This window comes from Legionella micdadei, from assembly GCF_000953635.1.
Taxonomy (GTDB): Bacteria; Pseudomonadota; Gammaproteobacteria; order Legionellales; family Legionellaceae; genus Tatlockia; species Tatlockia micdadei.
The window spans coordinates 745,384-764,272 of record NZ_LN614830.1 but is presented as its reverse complement, the minus strand read 5'-3'; the positions used below and the strand labels follow the sequence as shown (position 1 = coordinate 764,272).

Below are 18,889 nucleotides of genomic sequence, written 5' to 3'. Positions count from 1 at the left end.
TTATGATTGTCTTTAATCCTTTATCCCTCTATACCACCTATCTAGGCTGGCAACAGTATGAGGTTCTATTCAACGCCCTGTGGCAAACAGGGCTGTTGTACCTTGGCTTTTTAGCCATTGGCTATCGCTTTCTTAAAAATGTGCTCAATCCCGCAGGTGCGTTCTATGCGGTTGAACATGCTTTAAATAATTTTCTTTATGAGCTGACAATCACTTTCCTGATATGCAGCCTATTCGTCTATCCCTGTGTGCCTCTGGAAACCAAAGCCCTGCAATTTAAACCCTTATGTGGCCTAAAAAACCCAACGACTGCGGTCATTGGCGACAGCGGGACAACTTATGATGAAGCCTTTGCAGATCTGCTGACGAATCAGGTCAAGATCCCTATAGGCTTTGCCATTATCCAGAACTTTATGTCGAGCTTTACTTACAGTCTCATGAAAGTAACGGGCTGCACCGACAGTCTACAATCCATTCAAGGCGATTTGGTATCAACTTATCTGCCACAGAATATTCGCAAACAAGCACTGGATTTTCATAGACAATGTTTTATTGAAGCGAGAACGCAATTCAACAGTGAGAAGCATGAAGCCAGTGAATTAGATCCCATGCTAAAACGTTATGGCGGTGAGGATGATTTAAACTGGATGGGTTCTAAAATCCTGCAAAAAATGTATTACAGCAAACTTCATGCACGCCAACCTGTGTCAGGTTTTACTTTCCATCAAGCCCCTAATCGTAATCTTGAAAAAGCGGCTAATCGTGGTGATATCCCACCAGAACAATTGCCAGAGGACGGCTATCCAAGCTGTCAGCAATGGTGGAGCAAAATCAAAACTGACCTGGTTGAAGTCTCTAATCAAGCCAGTGTTTTTAACAAGCATCTAAATTACTACGCCATGCTGGATAGGGTTCGCCAATATAAAATGAAACACCCGAAAGCCTGGAAAGCAGACATCAGTGCAGAAGATTTTATTGCCAAGATGCTCTTGCAAGAAAGCAAAGACATGCAGGCAAGTTCTGTACAAAACCTCATGGACAATAACAATGGCAAAGTCGCATCTGCGATTACCCATAGTTTGGTCAATGTCGGGCAATGGACAAAATCCTGGACATCTACCCCATTAAAAAGAGAAGCCATCATGCAAACCTTACCTGTAATGCAGGCATTTTTCATGTTCTTTTTAATCATTCTCACCCCAATGGTTTTGTCTTTGAGCTGCTACAGCACCCGAGCATTAGGCAGCCTGTGCGCCTTATTTGTCATGGCTATTTTTCTTCAATACCTCTGGCATTTAGTCGGATTTCTTGAGCGTTCAGTACTTGATCCATTAGGTGAAAACGATGCGATTTCTGCCATGAAGAATATGGCTGTGATGTTTTATTTTGTCGCGCCTGTTTTATTGCTGAGATTATCAAGTCATTTTGGCGGTGACGCTGGGGCTGGTCTTATGGATTTGGTTAATGGTTCGGATAGGCAGAGCGAAAGCATGGCTCAATCCGGTATGCACGTAGCCAAGACAGGAGTAAAAATTATTTCAAAAGGAATTCGATGAATATGTTAAAGCACATCCTTACGTTCAAAAGCTTCATTGTATTCACGAATAGTGATCAAGCCATTATCAAGTTTATCTTGAGCCTCATAAACAGACATGTAGCGTTTGGCAGGTTTCTCCTCTGCTACACCGACAAGAGCATCAAGAATAACCGCCAACAACCGAAATACCTTTCTCATTTGGAGCTATCCCTATGATTAAACATTATATCCGTTCATCTATTATAGTATTAATTCAAACCGTTTTACCAATCATTGCCTTATTAGCGATTGCGCCCTGGTTCATTAATAGCAATCTACTGACTCGCTGGCAAAGCACCTTCACTACCATTCAACCATTATTTCTTGGTCTGCATGGAGTGCTCTATTTAACCCTTATCCTGTTATGGCCAAGATTAATTTCGCGCTTACAGAATCAACACCAACTTACCACAGAGCAGTTGAGCACCGCCTTAAAAGCTCGTTGGTATCTGCTGGCTATTTTTGTATTTATTGATGCCTTGATGATCGGGAGTCGACTATGAGCAATTACCCCATTAATAACCTATTAAGAGAACCAACAGAAGCCTGGTCAGCCATTACCTGTTTGTCTCTATCCTTACTGGCATATACCCAACCGCATTTGTTTTTACTAACACAGACTATGGGATTATATGCTGCGCTCGCATTATTAATCCCTGGAATTTATAGAGCCTGGCAAGCAATTAAAGTAAAACGCTATCACCGAAGATTATTAGCCATGCCCACCTATGCCCTATCCACCACTCAAATACCTTTATCCAAAAACTGGTTGTTCCTGGGCAAAGGCTTTCGCTGGCGACCAAGCCATACCCAAAAACTGCATCAAATTAAACAAGTCAAAAATGAAAAGTTCATGCAACGAAGCCATTGCTACCAGCTTGCCAGAAGATTCTGCCAAAACCATGAACATACAAAGCTAGCCAAATGGTTAAATACCAATTCAAAACTAAATCCGTTTAGACCTGATCCACCTGTTGGCGGCAGTCCTTTCTTGCATGGCGTTGGTGAAGAGGATAAATCTGTATATATCCCTCAAGATGTACGAGTAGGCCACACTTTCGTTGTTGGTACAACCCGAGTGGGAAAAACCCGTTTAGCCAGCATTTTGATTAACCAAGACATCCGCAACGGTGATGCTGTCATTGTTGTAGACCCGAAAGGCGATCAAGATCTGGTTAGAGATATGATCGCAGCCTGCAAAGCATCAGGACGAATAGAAGATTTCAAAATAGTACATTTAGGCTTTCCAGAACAATCTGCACAATACAACCCTTTAAAGAATTTCGACCAAATCAGCGAAGTTGCCACACGCATCACTGATGCAATATCCGCAGAGGGAGAAGGAAAACAGTTCGCAGCCTTCGCATGGAAATACGTTAATATCGTTGCTATATGCTTAGAAGAAATGAATCAATCCATTACCTATCAAACAATAGCCTTCTATATCAGCCGATTAGAGCAACTGTTAATGTCCTATGCTGATAACATTCTGCCTAACCACTATCCTAATTATCATCAAGAAATAGATGACATCATCGAAGAGCATGATAGTAAAATAGGCAAAAATAATAAGACTAAATCCCCAATGGAGCGTCACCAGGCAGTCGTGCAATATGTCAAAGACCACATCAACAAAACCATCAAAAGCAACAATGCTGAAGCCCTGCATGACCAAATCTTAATAGACCTCTACGACGCCGCCATTATGGATAAACATTATTACGACAAAATCACTGCCAGTGTTGGACCAGTACTTTCTGAAATTAATAAGAGTAATGCCTCAAAAATCCTGTCGTCAAAAGCTCAGCCAGGTGAAATTGAGCTGATGGATATAATTAAAAATAAGAAAGTGCTTTATATCGGCTTAGATAGCCTAACCAATCCCAACATTGCCCAAGCTGTAGGAAAAGCCTTTTTATCTGATCTGGTTTCCACTGCTGGTAAAATCTATAAAGAACCTAACGCACGATACACTTTAAAGCTACATTGCGATGAATTATCAGAGATTATCCAGGATTCTTTTGTAAAGATTCTTAATAAGGCTGGCGGGGCTGGATTTCAAGTCACTGCTTATGCTCAAACGATCCAGGATATGGAGGTTGCACTTGGTTCCAGAGCTAAAGCGGAGGTATCAGAGGGAAATTTCAATACTCTGATTATGCTGCGTGTTAAAAATGAAGAAACAGCTAATTTACTGGTTAAGGTGCTGCCACAAGTAGGTGTTGTTGGACATACGCAGGTTTCTATGGTTAACGATACGCCACATGGGGACGATGGGGTTTATTTTAATACAACCAATGAGGATCGGGTTCAGACTTCTTGTGTGCCTATGATTGGAGTGGATGATATTATCGCCTTACCCAAAGGACAGGCATTTATTTTAATTAATGGAGGTGAACTATTCAAAATTAGAATCCCATTACCTAAGAACAACCATCATTTGGCTTCAAGCTCACCCATTCCTTCTCTAGTAAATGCCATATGAGTTTTCTCCATTTATTAATCTATTTTTTATATGTAACTTGTTGCATTTTTTGATCATTTTTGTCAATATGAGATCTCATGATTTAGCAATGGAGTGTTAAATGAAAACAACAAAATATACATCTAATTTAATCAGCCAATTACCCAATAACAAACCTGTCGTATATGAAATCCAAACAGCAGGAGGCAATAAAAACTATATAGGGACAGCTAAAAGAGGTAGAGTCACAGACAGAATTGCTGAACATATTGGCACTATTCCAGGAGCTAAAGTTACAATAAAGCAATTTTCATCTATACAAGATGCTAGAACAGCTGAATCCAAAAAAATAGCCAAATTCCAACCTAAATACAATAAACAAGGGAAATAAAACCGCTATCAATTCAAAAAATAATCTTTCAAGAATTTGATTTCGAACAACGCCGACTAATATTCACCTTGTTTTGTACAGTACGGCTCTCTTCGAAATCAGATTCTTACGCATTACAATATACCACTACACGCTAAGAACCGCCCCTCTTGACACATATTTTTAAAGAGATAAAATCTCACTAGGTTAGACAGAAACCTTGCGTCTGCATACTAAAACTTCCACGAGCACTGTCATTGAACAAGTTTCATCCAAATCATATTAAACCAAATATTGCTCAGCAATGTTTTGGAAGCAGACGACAAAGTGTTGATGAGTAAAAATAAGGTTTATTTATATGATTACTCCTGTTTCTCCAACATATCTTAAACAAGAAGCCAAAAAATTAAAGAAAAGTCACGGCTTATTAATGAGCAATGCTCTTGATGAAATTTCAAAGAAGTATGGCTTTTCTAATTACAGACATTATCTAAATATTTATGAATCTAATCTCAAGCAATCTAGGTCAACAAAAGAAATTCTTTTAAAAAATATATCCTTGGAAAAGGATATGACTAAAAGAGTAGAACTGGCAATTCAATTTATTCAAAGTGTGAAAATTCCATTGCGAGATTTATTAGACATTCTTGAACAATTTCAACATTCCGCAAAAGCTATTCAGATGATTTGTAAAAAATTAAATGTGATGAAAAGTGAAATTCAAAAATTCCTATTGAACTATTTTTTTACTGACGAGGGACAATATGAAATAAATTTCAGAGCATCTAATTTTGTAGCTAAAGAGATTTCTGTAACTAATCTTACTTATGAAATACAAAACGGGATGCTCTATGTTGATGGGAACTATAATCTCACAACTGAATTTGAGTTTGAATTGGATAAAAATGACCCTATTAGCGAAGATGATCGATTCAAGAACCGAAGGTTTGATGGTTCATTTGGCGTTGAAATTCATAGAGACAAAAAGATAAATTTTGTACATTTTGATATGAGTATGGATAATGGATTAATTCCAATGCACGGATTTACAGAAATGGAAGTAGAGGATTATTATAAAAATTTCCCCGATGAACGTGGTCGATTTGATGACATGTTGGTATTTGATAATTCTGATTATAAGCATATTAAAAACTGTCTTTCAAATAAAGAACCACTCACTGGCAAGTCACTCGAAATTGCTCTAGAACTCGTCGATGTCCATGGTGATGACGAACATTCGATATTTGTAAGAAATATCGGCACTAAAATGAAAGCTGGTTTAGAACTTGATGAATATGAGCATCACATAATAGTAGATGTGCTGATGCTACACGCACAACTTGGTTCTTAATTGTTATATATATTTGGAGTTTTTTCTGCGTCACTGCATACTATGTGCAGTGACGCAGAACACAACCATTGATTTTACTTTGTAAAATCAACACATTACTGCATTTTGTCCTGACGCCAGTCTGGCGTCAGGACAAAATTGTTCTCTTTTAACCCTTGCACAGCAAGCACCACTTTGATATTTTTTAATGAAGCACAACTGAAGAGCTGGCGCGATTCCAGCGAAACGTAATCCAACGTCTTGTGCAAAGCCACTTTATTCCCTAACTCTGTGGCTGGACGTTCAGTCGGGAAAATCATCTAGGAATCTCTGTCATCCGACAGGGCAACTCCCTCGGGAGTTTAAGTCAATTTATTTCAATTTGACCATGGACTTGTGACAAAGCCCATCGTTTTGTCGTTTTTATTAATCAACAACACAAGGAGGAAATAACCAGAAAAACTGTTGTAAATCGGCGAGATCGTTTGCCTTATAACGATTGTTTTGCCCCCCACTTCGAGCTTTATGGCTTTTGCCAGGTTTCATCTTTGAGTGAGCCGCTCGACCAACACTAAACCAGAGACAGGGCAAATGAATTTTCGGATTGGATGATGAGAAAAAATTCCTTAAGACAAGCTGCAAACCGGTACTTCCAACTTGATAACCGAGGCAGCTACCAAGAAAAGAAAAAACGCGCATACGTCATACAAAAGATGATTGATGATCTATTCCGTATTGGAGATGTTCCTACTTCATGGCAAAACATGAAATCAGAGCATATTCAAAAACTGGTTGGATATTGGAAAAGAAACCATGTTAAAGATGCAACAATTATGCGTTATATGACAATTATTAGAAATTATTTACTAAGCATTAATTGTCCAATACAGAATATAGACAACAAGTCTCTGCAATTGCATCGAAAAATATTAAAACCCCAACGATTAAAATGGCAACCCAATCTCTGGGAATCGTTCTCTGAAATGACATCACGCATTATTATGGCCTTACAAACAGAGTTTGGTTTGACCTTTAGTGAAGCAATACAGATTAAACCTGGGATCCATATCAAAGAGCATAAACTTTCGCTCACGAGAGAAATCACTTTTAACTCGGTGGACAGAACGATCCCTTTCAGAAATGAAATTCAAAAAAACGTCGTATCTGACTTAGAAAAACTAACTAATAGACAAAGTTTGGTACAATTTTTTGGTTATAAACAAGTCAAACTTAGCTGGAATCATACCCTCATGGCTTTTGACATACCCATAAAAAAGTCCTGGCGTTATCTATATGCAAAACAAATGTATCAACACTTACTACCCATATTGGGTAACTACCAAACCTGTTTGATATTACAGGATGAACTTGGAATAAAATCTCGCAACACACTATGGACATACCTACATGAGTAAATCAAAACTTAAAAGCGCACTATTTTCTATCAACGAATGTATCAAAGAACTAAGTGTATATTCCCATGCCAGTAAAGCTGATACACGCCATATATTGAATCGTTGCATCAAGGATCTGCATGAGCAAGGTTTTATGGTAGCTCATGTCAAGGGACTAAAATCAAAACACATTCAAGTGTTAGTAGAACATTGGAAAAAACAGGGTAAAAATCCGGCCACCATAAAAAATTACATGTCTAAACTCAGGAAATTATCCATCTGGCTTAATAAACCAGAGATAATCAAACCCAGCAATGACTATTATCAAATTGATAATCGAAATTATGTACCCACATACAATAAAGCTATCACTAATATAGACTTCTCAAAATGCGAAAATCCAATGATACGATTATCTCTTGAGGCTCAATACCTCTTTGGTTTACGTCGTGAAGAGTCGATGAAATTGGTTATAAGCGAGGCTTGGTTTGGCGAACGTTTGATATTAAAATCCAGCTGGACTAAAGGCGGAATTGGAAGAGCCATAGATATTACAAGCAAGGAACAAAAAGAATGGCTAGAAAAAACAATAAAACAAATCTCTCCTGGCCATTCATTGATCCCCAAAAATAAAACTTATAAACAGTATCTGAGGCAATATCAAACTGAGATAGAAAAGTTAGGGTTGAAAAATTGTCATGGTCTGCGTCATGCTTATGCTCAAAGAAGATACCACGATTTAACCAGGCAGTTATCGCCTGATAAACAACCATTCGAATGTCCCATTGAAGGGGGAAAAACATCTAAATATTTATCTCAATCAGAAAAAGCCATAGACAGAGAAGCTCGTGAAATTATAAGTAGAGACCTCGGCCACTCCAGAGTATCTATAACCAAAACCTACTTAGGATAATGCCAAACCGCTAATAAATAATTACCATAACAGAGTTTTTTTTGCACATAAAACAATATATGGCTTAAGATTTATATAGCTTGAATACCAACATGAATCAAATAATTATAAACAGTATCGTAAAATTCGGGTAGTCTTGTTTCATCACTAAGCTCACCTTTCGGTATAAAAATAACCATTCCTTGTCGGGCCCTGGTAAGCAAAACTCTGTATGTATTTAATAAGTACCTTTTGCGTGTTTCATCATTGATGTTTGACCATTTTGTCCCACTAAATTTTTTGTAACTCCAACCACTAGGTGTTTTTCTTAAATTTGCATCCCAGGCAACACAGGTCCAATCGAGCTCTAGGCCTTGAATATCAAATTCCGTAGCGACGTCCTCTAAAAAGTTTGATGAACGTACATCATCATGAGGATTTAAAAACCATTGAATTGGATCTATCTCTGACTTAATATGAATTCCATAAGGTTTTAATCTATATGCTCCCGAAGAGGCAATGATGCCCGTGCTTTCGGAGCCTCTTGCCTTATTTTTAAGCCAATATTTTGCTGTATTGAGATCTCGTGTTAAAACAATTGGATAGAGTGGATTTAAGTTATCCAAAATTCGTTTGGCATCTTCTAATTGGCAATCTAAAATTGCCTTCACGAACATTGAGAGTTTCTCTGACCGAAAAGACCTCATTGAAACTGCAAGATGAAGTTCATCCCTTATATTGATTTGACCTTCTCGAAAATCTGAGTAAATATTTTGTCCATTAGTATACTCACTATCTGTAAGTTTGTTGGAAACATACACATCCCAATGAGGATAATCTTTTTTTATGGCATGAAACCACTCAGAAAGTCCTGCTTCACCAGTGTTGATTTCTTGGCCACCGCCAATTAAGCATATAATAATGGACCAATCCTGGTGGCGATCCATAACACTAATTAAGAACTCAGGTTCTGACATATCAAAATCTGAGATACCTTTTTTTCTTTTCATGAAAAAAGTTGTTTGCTCTAAGGTCCAGGCCCGTTGAGCCTCATCAAATACAGCAACTCGCTCAACAGGAGGAAGGAAATGCTGAAGAGCATCATCTCTAAAATGATGAATATTCTGTATAAATGCCTTAGTTTTAGATTGTGCTTCCTTTTTGGATATTTTACTTTTAGTTCTTTTTCCGTCTGCCACTTCATCGCGTGCCAGTGCCTCTTGAAGCACAGCAACCAATGGACCATTACCAGATAAAAACACTGCATGTTCACCGGCATCTATATCGTGTCGTTCGTTTGCAATGTTAAGGCCCGCAAGAGTCTTTCCAGCACCAGGAACCCCAGTAATAAAACAAATCGATTTACGATTGTTTAGCTTGGAACTATCAATTATATCTGAAATTGCTTTAGAAGTGAGACTAAGATTAATTGCACCAGAATCTGAACGGGATATTTCTGCAACACTATGCCCTTTATAGAGTGCCTGTGCAGCTTCAATAATGGTTGGTGTTGGTTTATATATTGAATCCATCCATATTTCTGAAACGAGATTAGCCGCTGATATCGACCTGGTAACTTCATTTATGACTGCAAGAAGATTTTCCTTATTTGCCCTAAGCGGTGAATATACTTTGTCATCATATCTATCAATATTGTTATAGAAATTCGGTGCATCAGTAGCTACTAAAATTGGCACTATATAACGAGAATGGCTTTGTTCGTGAAAATTTTTCAAATCTAAAGCATAATCCAGCGCTTGGGTTAACGCGCTATTTGTATATTGTTTATCCCCTACTTTAAACTCTAAAACAAAGATAATTCCTTTGTGAAGAAGGATAACATCCACTCTTTTTCCCATTCTTGGAATAGAGAATTCAAATGCAATATAAGAACTCGCTAAGGCTGATCCAATGGTTTTACAGATCTCGATCTGTTTTAGCCAAGCGTTACGCTGTAACTCATCAAGAGAAAAGGAATGGAAGGTAGATAACTCGCCAAGAATGTAACTTGGGGAATCGTTGATAAATTGTTCGATGTCAGAAGCATAGTAAGCACGAGACATTGTATTAAGTTCGCAATCCCAATTATTTTTTGTTAGGGTAATGGATCATTCACTAATTATAGGTCATTTAATAATTTTAAAACAAATCACACTACCAGTTTGAGTTGTCCCATAAGTAATAATACAAAAAATATGTTCAATTACGTTCATTTAATGTCAATAAGAAAAAAATATTGCTTTCCAATACTAACTTGATAAGCTGAAAGCAACACAACTGATGAGTCAGTGCAATTCTGACGAAACCGCCAGGTCTTGTGATATGCCATCTTGTTCCCCTAATTCCATGGCAAAGCGTTTAGCAGGGAAACCCCATCAAGAGATGTTTTACGGCTTTACGCCCGAGGAGTGCTTTAAGCACATCATCATTAATAACCAGGTAAATCAACCGATGTTTCGGTGATCTTTTTGCATAACCCAAGTGGGATAACAGTCCCTTTGGGGCTAATCCTCCCTACCCAAGGAGATACCATGCAACAACAGGAATCGGTACAACTTGAGATTGAACATTTGCTCTTTGAGCTGAATTGTTGTGTGAATGATTTAAGTCGCTACCGACTTCAAATTAAATCCCATGACATTCAGCAGGCAGAGTTAAGTTTGCATAAATTGGAATCTCTGATTTCGTTTCTCAAACAGTTTGATACTCAACGAATCGCTTGTTAATTGAAGTAATTTAAGTTTTATCCGCATAACAGAAAACCACCTGCTTATGCGGATGTTTTTCTGTTATGCCGCCCACATTAAACAATAACAGGAGAATACAATGACTGCATCTTTAAATCGCGTTCAATTAATTGGCAATCTCGGTGCTGATCCTAAAAGCATCACCGGAAAAGACGGACAATCTTTTGTCACCGCTACTTTGGCTACTAATGAATCATTCAAACAGAATGATGAATGGCAAACCAGAGTGGAATGGCATCAGTTGGTACTATTTGGAAAGCTAACCAAAGTCACTGAGTATTTAAAGAAAGGAGTACAAGTATACCTAGAAGGTAAACTACGTTCCAATCAATGGACAGACAACGAAGGCAAAGCACGTCAAGCCTTAAGCATTGTTGTTAACCATATTCAGCTACTCAGCTCATCCAAATCAGCTGACGAATCCAGCAATAAAACCGCAGAACAGCACATGGCTCAGATGCGTGAAATGTTGCAACCGGATTCGGAAGAAATTCCGTTTTAATCGTACCCTACCACGGGAGCAAGCTCCCGTGTGGGATTGCTCCATTCACATAAGGAGATAATCCCCATGGACACCCCTTCAATCTACGTCGCCTGTTTAGCATCATACAATAACGCCATCCTGCATGGTATTTGGATAGATGCTACACAAAGCGAAGATGACATCATGAAAGAAATCTGGGAAATGCTGGATAACAGCCCTGAACCCAATGCTGAAGAATACGCCATACACGATTATGAAGGATTCGGCAGCATCAAAATTCATGAGTATGAGTCAATAAGTAACATTGTGGAATATGCTTCATTTATTCAAGAACACGGAGAGCTAGGCTTAGCCCTTCTCTGTGATTATTCAGTAGACGATGCCCAAACTATGTTGGAAGACCATTACCAGGGTTGCTATGATTCAGAGGTTGATTTTGCCAGGCAGTTATTTGATGACTGTTATGCTCATCAAATGCCGGATAGTTTGATCTGCTACTTTGATTTTGAGGCTTTCGCTCGGGATCTTTTTATCAATGATTACTGTTCGGTTGAGTATGATGGACAGATTCATATTTTTTCAAATTATTAAGCCCTCTTCAGAGGGCTTATTCTTAGTTTAGATTAAAGTTTTTTATTACCCTTAATGCTTATATGTAATGATTAACATTAGATCCCAAGTTTTTGGAAAAATACCTGGCTTCTCATTTTTGCGTCTTTCAACACTTTGTCCCAGCTTATGACTTCAATATAGAGGTTAATGTTTCCCATCCACTGAAACCAGCCAAGCCCATCAGGCATTGATGTAAAATTTTTCTCGCGATCCAGCCATGTCGCCACTTTAGTTGTTATGTCACATACAACATACCCGTAGAATGGCGTATTATCAGCAACAAGTATTTTTCGACCTTCAGGTGTCTTATATTTGCCATCACGAATGTCATTCACATAGCGCACGATCTGCTGAACGGGATCCTCAGGGGATGATGGATTAACAAAATCATCACGCTGTGGCTTCTTAAATTCGAAGATAGTAATTGGGTTGCTCGCTTCATTATCGCCTCGAAAGAGGATTCGTTTGTTATACACTAACAAATCAGGACGTTCGGTATTCGCACCATTGAGGGCAATATCGGAAGAAACATATGTGGTAAAATTTAACCTCTCATCTATGATCCAAAGGTTATGATCGTAAAATGATGTTATATCGGTATCTCCTTTACGTGGAAAGATGATATCGTGAACAACCCCTTCAGATGAGTATTTTCCAGACTCGTTTGTCTCAAGACTCTTGCCAAAAATTTCTAAGATTTTTCGGCGCATTGCAACATAGTGAATCAAATCATTCTTGCTGGTGTCGGAGATTTTATTGACAATCTCGATTACACTATCCTTAACACGATCGAAATTTTTCTCTGCTAGAAGATTTACTACGTCACGCTTTATGGCAATCTCCTGAGCAAATTTCTCTTTTTGTAGCCAAATTTCGATTTCTTCATTAGTTGGATTATAAGGCATCGCACTCAGATCTACTTTTGCCATAATTTCTTTGTGCCATGGGGCTTCTTCATCAACGTAGGATTGCACACGCTCTTTCTTTTTTTCTTGCCGAAATGTGATATCTTCCCCCATTACATCACGAGCTATCATGGCAGCGTTTTGCTCAATCTGGCTTTGCCCAATTCCAAAAATAAGGTCACTCTCCATTTGAAACTCGAAACCACCTCGTTCAAGCGAAACATTACGATCAAGATAAGCACCAAATACATAAACTTTAATGATATAGTTGCGTTCGGTCATGTTATCCTGGACTTTCTCAAGAAACTCATCTACAAATTCCGGAATGTACTTATGGATCGGAGACCCCGAGACTTCTCGCTTATGCGCGACAAGACTGATTCGGCTTTTATGTTTCCCTGGAGAATAGAGTTTGAATACGCGAACCAGAAACTCTTCTTCTGCATAGGGAGACTTAAGTGAGAAGGCTTGGTTCTCAACACTAATCTCCCGAATGTCGGCAGACAACTCGTTACTCACGAAGTTATTCAAATAAATGGCGTCACTCCCGTTTTCTTCTGAGAGAACAATTTGTGGACATATGTAATCTTGTGTAATGAAATAAGGCAGTAACTTCTCAACGAGACTGCGTGCAACAGTCGAAAGCTTCTTGTCAAATTCACGCCCCGCCTTCAGTGACCTTAAAGTCACCACTGTCCCTGTATCATTCTTGTCACTAGGTGTTATATTTTCGCGGACAATAATATCGTGTTCTTTGCCCATCGAAAAACTACGAGTTTTGAAATTAGTACCATCGCGGTAGATACTCTTAACGTGTAAATCATCGAAATACTTAAGCCCAGTGAAACGACCAAATCCTTTACCACCTTCAGCTATCTTACAATCAGTGTAAAGTGTATCAAAGGAGTCACGATGCGCGTTAGTGAAGCCAATACCATTATCCTCAATCTCGAAGCTAGTTATCTCAGATAAACCTCTACCCAGCTCACCTTGAATACTCCTCTGAACACGAACGTGGACTTTCCCATCTTGGCGACCAGTCTCTTCGATAGCCTGAATTGCATTAACGATCATTTCAACAACTGGTGTATAAACTGTTGTGTTTGATCGGATATTCTCGATAGCGCGTTTGATATTAACGTTACTCATACTGATACAGTCCCCATATGTTTCTTACGACGCTTTCGTATTGCCGTTCACTCAATTTTCTAACTTTCAATATTCACAGTTCATTCAGCTGCTTTATGTGCCTGTGCGTATACATCAATGATTTCGAACATTAATCTTTCTTTGGGAAGATTCCCAGTGCCGATGTTTTGGTTTCTACTGCACAATTATATCTCTTCAAAGAAACCATTAGAAGCAAGTGATGTTGTGGATGAGTTATTCTTTAGTTTTCGGGATGTATTTACTCAAACATCAGTATAAATTTCAATCAATAAGTTTTTACTTGCAGTATTTCAATACATTAAACTCTCCTGATCACTCTTTTGAATTTTATATTTTGATTAATAAAAACCGTTCAAATGCAAATAAATGTATTATAATGCCCCTTCGGGAGATCGTCGTATTTGAGTACGACATCGTACGACACGGTACGCCATTTGTAGGAAAAACCCGCGGCAAAATTTATAATAAAATCAAGTGGTTAAAATTGTTAAACATGACTCATAATCCGTTGGTCCTAGGTTCAAGTCCTAGTGGGCCCACCAACAAAATCAAGTAGTTACGAACTGTGAAGTTCAAAAATAAAACAAACGCCCTTTCCCAAGGGACACTTTTGGGACAGTCAGAAATAACCAGTAGCAACTCACTACAACAAATCACAACACTCAGCCTAATGATTGGGTCTTTCCCAATTACGGGGGCACTAATCGTTAGCAACAGAGCACCCTAACACGCGTTCTATAATTTGGGTCTTTCCCAATTACGGGGGCACTAATCGTTAGCAACAGAGCACCCTGCGTTCTATAATTTTCAAAGTTTTTAAACCCATAAGCTCTACGCTGAATGAGTTTCATTTTTCGATGAAAGCCTTCGGTTATCCCATTGTTCTTAGTGAATCGGAGCATTCTTGCGACTTCATCTTTCCATCTAAATAAGGTATTTCCTAAGGTTTTCAAAGGTTGAAAAGGACTGTGTCTAAGTTCGTTTATCATTTCTAAGAAACGGGGTAATAAGCGTTTGCACTCTTTAGCGGTGCAATGCTTTTTAGTGAGTAATTGATGTAGTTCTTGCTTAAAATCATAAATGGCAGCAATGGCCGGCTGTTGTTCAAGATAGTGATTACGAAGAGAGAGCCTCTTAGTTGTTAAGTTTTCCGGGTTGGTTTTAAGCGCTGCTAATAAACCTCGCTGATACTTGATGGTTGGGTCAATTTGATGAAAGGTTTGTAAGGTGAGCTGATTAATAAGTCTTATAACATGGAATCTGTCAGCCACGATTTGCGCGTTAGGAAAGTGCTGTTTCACCAGTGCTCGGTAACTCGTGCTTAAATCAATACAAACGACTTTCACCCGCTCTTTACCCTCCAAGTTTTTAAAATAGTCTTTTAAATCAGCTGAAGAACGACCTTTAACAATATCAAATACTTTATGTTTTCTAAGGTCGCAAAGTGTAGTTGCATATCGTTGTTTACGGCTAAAGGAATGTTCATCTATTCCAAGAACAGCTGGACAAGGTGCATTCTTTAGTTCTCGTTCTTGTTCTCGATAGTGCTGCTGATACCAGCGCTCAATGGTTGCTTTGCCTTTGCTATATTGCTTAGCAAGGTCTTTTTGCGATATGCCACGGGTATGGTCATGGAAAACAGCTGCCTGCAAACGCCAAGTTGAACGTTGATACTTATTAATCCCAGGAAACTGTTGATTCCCATAACGCTTACAGCTATTGCAATACAGCTTATAAGCCTTAAAGTGTAACTCGCTTCGTCGGTGGCCAATTAATTCATGCGCCACCCGTCGCATATACGACGCTTTTTTACGAACCTCTTTGCTAGCGCAATGGCCACAACGCGCTTTGCGATTATAAGATAACTCCAAAATTAAGGGTTGATAACCACTTACTTTTTTGATGGTAAATCCAGGTAAATTTAGGATAAGATCATTCTTTGGCACTTTAATCTCCTTTTGACCGTCAAATCAAAGGGTTAGTCTATACTAACTCGATTAAAGTGCCCCCGTTTTTGAGAAAGAGCCCAAGCTTCTAACTTACTTAATAATAGCGATCAAAAAACACATTTCTTTCTACCAAAACAAACACCTTTTGAGGATGATATGGTAGCGGTGCTCCCTCTTTCATTCTCGTTTCGCACTGATCATTATGATTTGCTCTTAGAAAACAGAGTGCTTGGAATCAAGCCAGAATTTCAAGCAAAGGTCGGTCATATCATTGCCCAACTCTACAGCAGTTGTAATACGTTGCATCAGAAATACCATACTCTCGACAAACTTCTTTAACCAGTCGACCCGCTTCCACCTCTTTTAGAATCTTGACAATCTGGGGTTCTGTATAACGCGATTTTTTCATTTTTTGTTCTCCTCTTGTGTAGTTTAACTTGGAGAACTCTAATCAAAAATACACCTATTTTAAGGGAGGGTTACACTATCCTAGCCGATTTTTATAAAAAAATAGATCAGTTAATCCAACCTCTTAATTCTTATGAAAATTTATTGATCAAACCGATTTTTTATAAATAAGTAGGTCTCATCTAATACTTTTATTAACTGTTGGTACAACAGTTCTAACGACTTCGCATAGCCCGCCTTACGATATCGTTCTAAGTATTGACAAGCATATTGCATCCGTATGGTACCGACATAAGAAGCTCCACCCTTTGCTTTGTGAGCCAATTTTTCAACTTTGTCCCAGTCACTCAGAGCATACGCTGTTTGAATCTCCTCTTTGCTTTTTGGGATTTCAACAATCATCATTTTTAACATTTCATCTAAAGTTGTTTCGTTTCCGAGTGTTTCAATTCCTTTATCCACATCCAATAGAGGAAATTGTCCCATCTCAAATAATTCTGCTTCCGTATTAGGTAAATCTATTCCTAACCCTACGTCAATCGAAGCTTTCTTCAAACTATGGTCTGAGGTGGATTCAGGCTTATGCTCCTTATTCATAGCCTTAGAGTTATTGCTCGACAGTAAAAATTCATCAAAAATTGATCCTAACATTTCTAACCGCAAAGGCTTCTGTACCACTTTATCAATACCTGATTTTATTCCCTTAGCCTCTACTTCCTGTTTAGCATGACCTGTTAATGCCACGACAAGTATAGGTTTTTTATGATGACTCTTTTCCCAGTCTCTTAAACACTGAGCAAACTCAATACCAGATAGGTTAGGGAGACCAATATCGGTGAGAATTAAGTCAAACAGGTTAGTAGTAGCTATGGCAAGAGCCTCTTTCCCGTCCATAGTTGAAGTAAATCGACAATCCGTTTCCTTTATTATTCCTTCAATTACTCGTAACGCGACAAGATCATCTTCAACTAAAAGTAAGTGTGGTGTATGGGTGTTTTTCTTAATCTCCCTTACCTTGTCTTTAATTTGGCTAATAACAGATTGAGTGGATTGTCTTGTTTGGTTATCTATTTGAATAGGTTCTGGGCTACCGATTTTAAAAGGTAAATCAAAATAAAATGTGGACCCATGATTAATTTGACTCTGTAATTTAATTTTACCGCCCAATAATTTCACATATTTCTTAACAATATGTAATCCAATGCCATGTCCCTTATAAATTCCTTTATACGATGGGCTTCCTCGATAGAATCGTTTAAATATTTTCTCTCGTGCTCCAACGGGAATACCAATTCCTGTGTCTATTACCATAAAATTGAGCATGACCTTATTTTTAGATTGCTCAATAACTTTAATTTTTATCTCCACGTACCCTTTTAGCGTAAATTTAATCGCATTACCCAATAGATTAAGTAGAATTCGATTTAGTTTTACCCGATCCCCAATAAGATAATTGGGAATATCGTCATCCATATCAATTTTAAGCTCAAGATCCTTTAATTTAATGGTGGGCATTTCAAGTGCTGCAATCGCTTCGATTGATTGCCGTAAATCAAAACTCTCTTCTTGTAAATCATCCTCAGAGATACTTTCAGCTGAAATAATATCAAGAACACCGTTGAGCAAATCCAATAACTGCTCACCGCTTTCATTAATTAGATGAGCATCCATTTTTGCCGGTTCATCATCAAGATTTAGCTCTAAATTTCTTGCCATCCCGATTATGCCAGTTAACGGGGTGCGAACATCATGGCTCATATTTGCAATAAATTCTGACTTTGCTCGGCTTGCAATCTCTGCTTGTTCTTTAGCCCGTTTAAGCGCAGTAATGTCTGTAGAAATACCAGCCACTCCGATGATTTCACCATTTTTGTTTCTTAGAGGTACTCGGCTAGTTAAAAAATTAAAAACCGTATCATTTGTACCCGGTAGCGGAGGATCTTCAATGCCATAAATCGCTTTACCCGTACGAAGCACGGTTAAGTCATCATTTTTTAATTTTTGCGCTAAACCCTCTGGCCAATTACAAAGAAAAGATAATTCTTCATAAGTTTTACCGCGGAATTGCTCTATAGTCATATTGAGCATAGTCAGTACGTTTTTATTACAACCCAACATGAGACAATTTTTATCCATCCAATACACATTACAGGGCATGTTCTCAAGTAATGTCTCTAGCTGGTAAATCGCATTCTTGCTTTCACTTTCTGAAAAATTAATGGTTTTAAAGACATGAAATAATCCATCCGGCGTTTCAACTGAATAAATTTGCCATTTATACTTTGTGTTGTTAATGATGGTTTCAATCTCTTGATTGAAGGTCTTTATATGCGCATTAATTCGAGCATAGTCAGAAATAAAGCAAGGAATACGTGATTTGTAACAAATTTCAGAAAACGGCTTTCCCTGTGCCTCTAACAAGGTGCAATGAAATAATTTTTCTGCTCCATCATTAAAAATAGCAATATCGAATTGATCGTCCAGAATGACCAGAATTTCTGGAAGCTGATTTGCAATCGAAAGAAGCAATGGGTTTTGTTTTATGAAATTTAGATGATTTATGGACATTCTGGTATCATATCCTATCT

Annotated in this window: 16 protein-coding genes and 1 pseudogene; 10 read left to right on the top strand and 7 right to left on the bottom strand. The window is 38.3% G+C overall.

All coding sequences use genetic code 11. The features are described 5' to 3' along the window. The first annotated feature begins 2 nt into the window (after positions 1 to 2). Complete coding sequence (locus LMI_RS03435; RefSeq protein ID WP_045098544.1) at positions 3 to 1,556, top strand: conjugal transfer protein TraG N-terminal domain-containing protein; 1,554 nt, start codon at positions 3 to 5, stop codon at positions 1,554 to 1,556. 5 nt (positions 1,557 to 1,561) lie between these two features. On the opposite strand, the gene LMI_RS15460 is transcribed toward LMI_RS03435, so the two are convergent. After that, positions 1,562 to 1,735 (bottom strand): hypothetical protein, encoded by a 174-nt coding sequence (locus tag LMI_RS15460; RefSeq protein WP_102010534.1) that lies wholly within the window; start codon positions 1,733 to 1,735, stop codon positions 1,562 to 1,564. Positions 1,736 to 1,749: 14 nt separating this feature from the next. On the opposite strand from LMI_RS15460, the gene LMI_RS03430 reads away from it, so the two are divergent. From LMI_RS03430 to LMI_RS03415, 4 genes are all read left to right on the top strand, one after another. Then, a complete protein-coding gene (locus tag LMI_RS03430) occupies positions 1,750 to 2,079 on the top strand; it encodes a hypothetical protein (RefSeq protein WP_045098543.1) in 330 nt (109 codons plus the stop codon). Beyond that, complete coding sequence (gene traD, locus LMI_RS03425) at positions 2,076 to 4,061, top strand: type IV conjugative transfer system coupling protein TraD (RefSeq protein ID WP_045098542.1); 1,986 nt, start codon at positions 2,076 to 2,078, stop codon at positions 4,059 to 4,061. The genes LMI_RS03430 and traD overlap by 4 nt, the downstream gene beginning before the upstream one ends. Before the next feature lie 100 nt (positions 4,062 to 4,161). Continuing rightward, entirely contained in the window at positions 4,162 to 4,431 is a 270-nt protein-coding gene (locus tag LMI_RS03420) for a GIY-YIG nuclease family protein (protein ID WP_045098541.1), read from the top strand. Between the two features lie 337 nt (positions 4,432 to 4,768). Continuing rightward, positions 4,769 to 5,761 carry a hypothetical protein gene (locus tag LMI_RS03415; RefSeq protein ID WP_045098540.1) on the top strand — a complete coding sequence of 331 codons (993 nt, stop codon included), beginning with the start codon at positions 4,769 to 4,771 and terminating at the stop codon, positions 5,759 to 5,761. A 95-nt stretch (positions 5,762 to 5,856) separates the two neighbouring features. Here LMI_RS03415 and LMI_RS03410 read toward each other — a convergent pair whose 3' ends face one another. Then, positions 5,857 to 6,060 carry a hypothetical protein gene (locus LMI_RS03410; RefSeq protein WP_045098539.1) on the bottom strand — a complete coding sequence of 68 codons (204 nt, stop codon included), beginning with the start codon at positions 6,058 to 6,060 and terminating at the stop codon, positions 5,857 to 5,859. 291 nt (positions 6,061 to 6,351) lie between these two features. On the opposite strand from LMI_RS03410, the gene LMI_RS03405 reads away from it, so the two are divergent. Next, complete coding sequence (locus tag LMI_RS03405; protein WP_045098538.1) at positions 6,352 to 7,155, top strand: phage integrase N-terminal domain-containing protein; 804 nt, start codon at positions 6,352 to 6,354, stop codon at positions 7,153 to 7,155. Continuing rightward, a complete protein-coding gene (locus LMI_RS03400; RefSeq protein WP_045098537.1) occupies positions 7,148 to 8,047 on the top strand; it encodes a phage integrase N-terminal domain-containing protein in 900 nt (299 codons plus the stop codon). Before LMI_RS03405 ends, LMI_RS03400 begins: the two co-directional genes overlap by 8 nt. Positions 8,048 to 8,118: 71 nt before the next feature. On the opposite strand, the gene LMI_RS03395 is transcribed toward LMI_RS03400, so the two are convergent. Next, positions 8,119 to 10,089 (bottom strand): DUF2075 domain-containing protein, encoded by a 1,971-nt coding sequence (locus tag LMI_RS03395; protein ID WP_045098536.1) that lies wholly within the window; start codon positions 10,087 to 10,089, stop codon positions 8,119 to 8,121. A gap of 468 nt (positions 10,090 to 10,557) precedes the next feature. Here LMI_RS03395 and LMI_RS03390 point away from each other — a divergent pair, with 468 nt between their 5' ends. The 3 genes from LMI_RS03390 to LMI_RS03380 all read left to right on the top strand — a co-directional run bounded on the left by LMI_RS03390 (position 10,558) and on the right by LMI_RS03380 (position 11,848). After that, positions 10,558 to 10,752: a hypothetical protein gene (locus tag LMI_RS03390; protein ID WP_045098535.1), complete on the top strand. Its 195-nt coding sequence runs from the start codon at positions 10,558 to 10,560 to the stop codon at positions 10,750 to 10,752. A 100-nt stretch (positions 10,753 to 10,852) separates the two neighbouring features. Next, positions 10,853 to 11,275: a single-stranded DNA-binding protein gene (locus LMI_RS03385; RefSeq protein WP_045098534.1), complete on the top strand. Its 423-nt coding sequence runs from the start codon at positions 10,853 to 10,855 to the stop codon at positions 11,273 to 11,275. A 66-nt stretch (positions 11,276 to 11,341) separates the two neighbouring features. Then, positions 11,342 to 11,848 (top strand): antirestriction protein ArdA, encoded by a 507-nt coding sequence (locus LMI_RS03380; protein WP_045098533.1) that lies wholly within the window; start codon positions 11,342 to 11,344, stop codon positions 11,846 to 11,848. 77 nt (positions 11,849 to 11,925) lie between these two features. Here the strand turns inward: LMI_RS03380 and LMI_RS03375 are convergent, their stop codons facing one another. From LMI_RS03375 to LMI_RS03355, 4 genes and pseudogenes are all read right to left on the bottom strand, one after another. Then, positions 11,926 to 13,923: an ATP-binding protein gene (locus tag LMI_RS03375; protein ID WP_045098532.1), complete on the bottom strand. Its 1,998-nt coding sequence runs from the start codon at positions 13,921 to 13,923 to the stop codon at positions 11,926 to 11,928. A gap of 728 nt (positions 13,924 to 14,651) precedes the next feature. Then, positions 14,652 to 15,890 (bottom strand): ISL3 family transposase, encoded by a 1,239-nt coding sequence (locus LMI_RS03365; protein WP_432416317.1) that lies wholly within the window; start codon positions 15,888 to 15,890, stop codon positions 14,652 to 14,654. Between the two features lie 292 nt (positions 15,891 to 16,182). Continuing rightward, positions 16,183 to 16,302, bottom strand: a pseudogene (locus LMI_RS03360) (transposase); the annotation flags it as partial. A gap of 140 nt (positions 16,303 to 16,442) precedes the next feature. Beyond that, a complete protein-coding gene (locus LMI_RS03355) occupies positions 16,443 to 18,869 on the bottom strand; it encodes an ATP-binding protein (RefSeq protein WP_052679440.1) in 2,427 nt (808 codons plus the stop codon). Positions 18,870 to 18,889 lie beyond the last annotated feature (20 nt).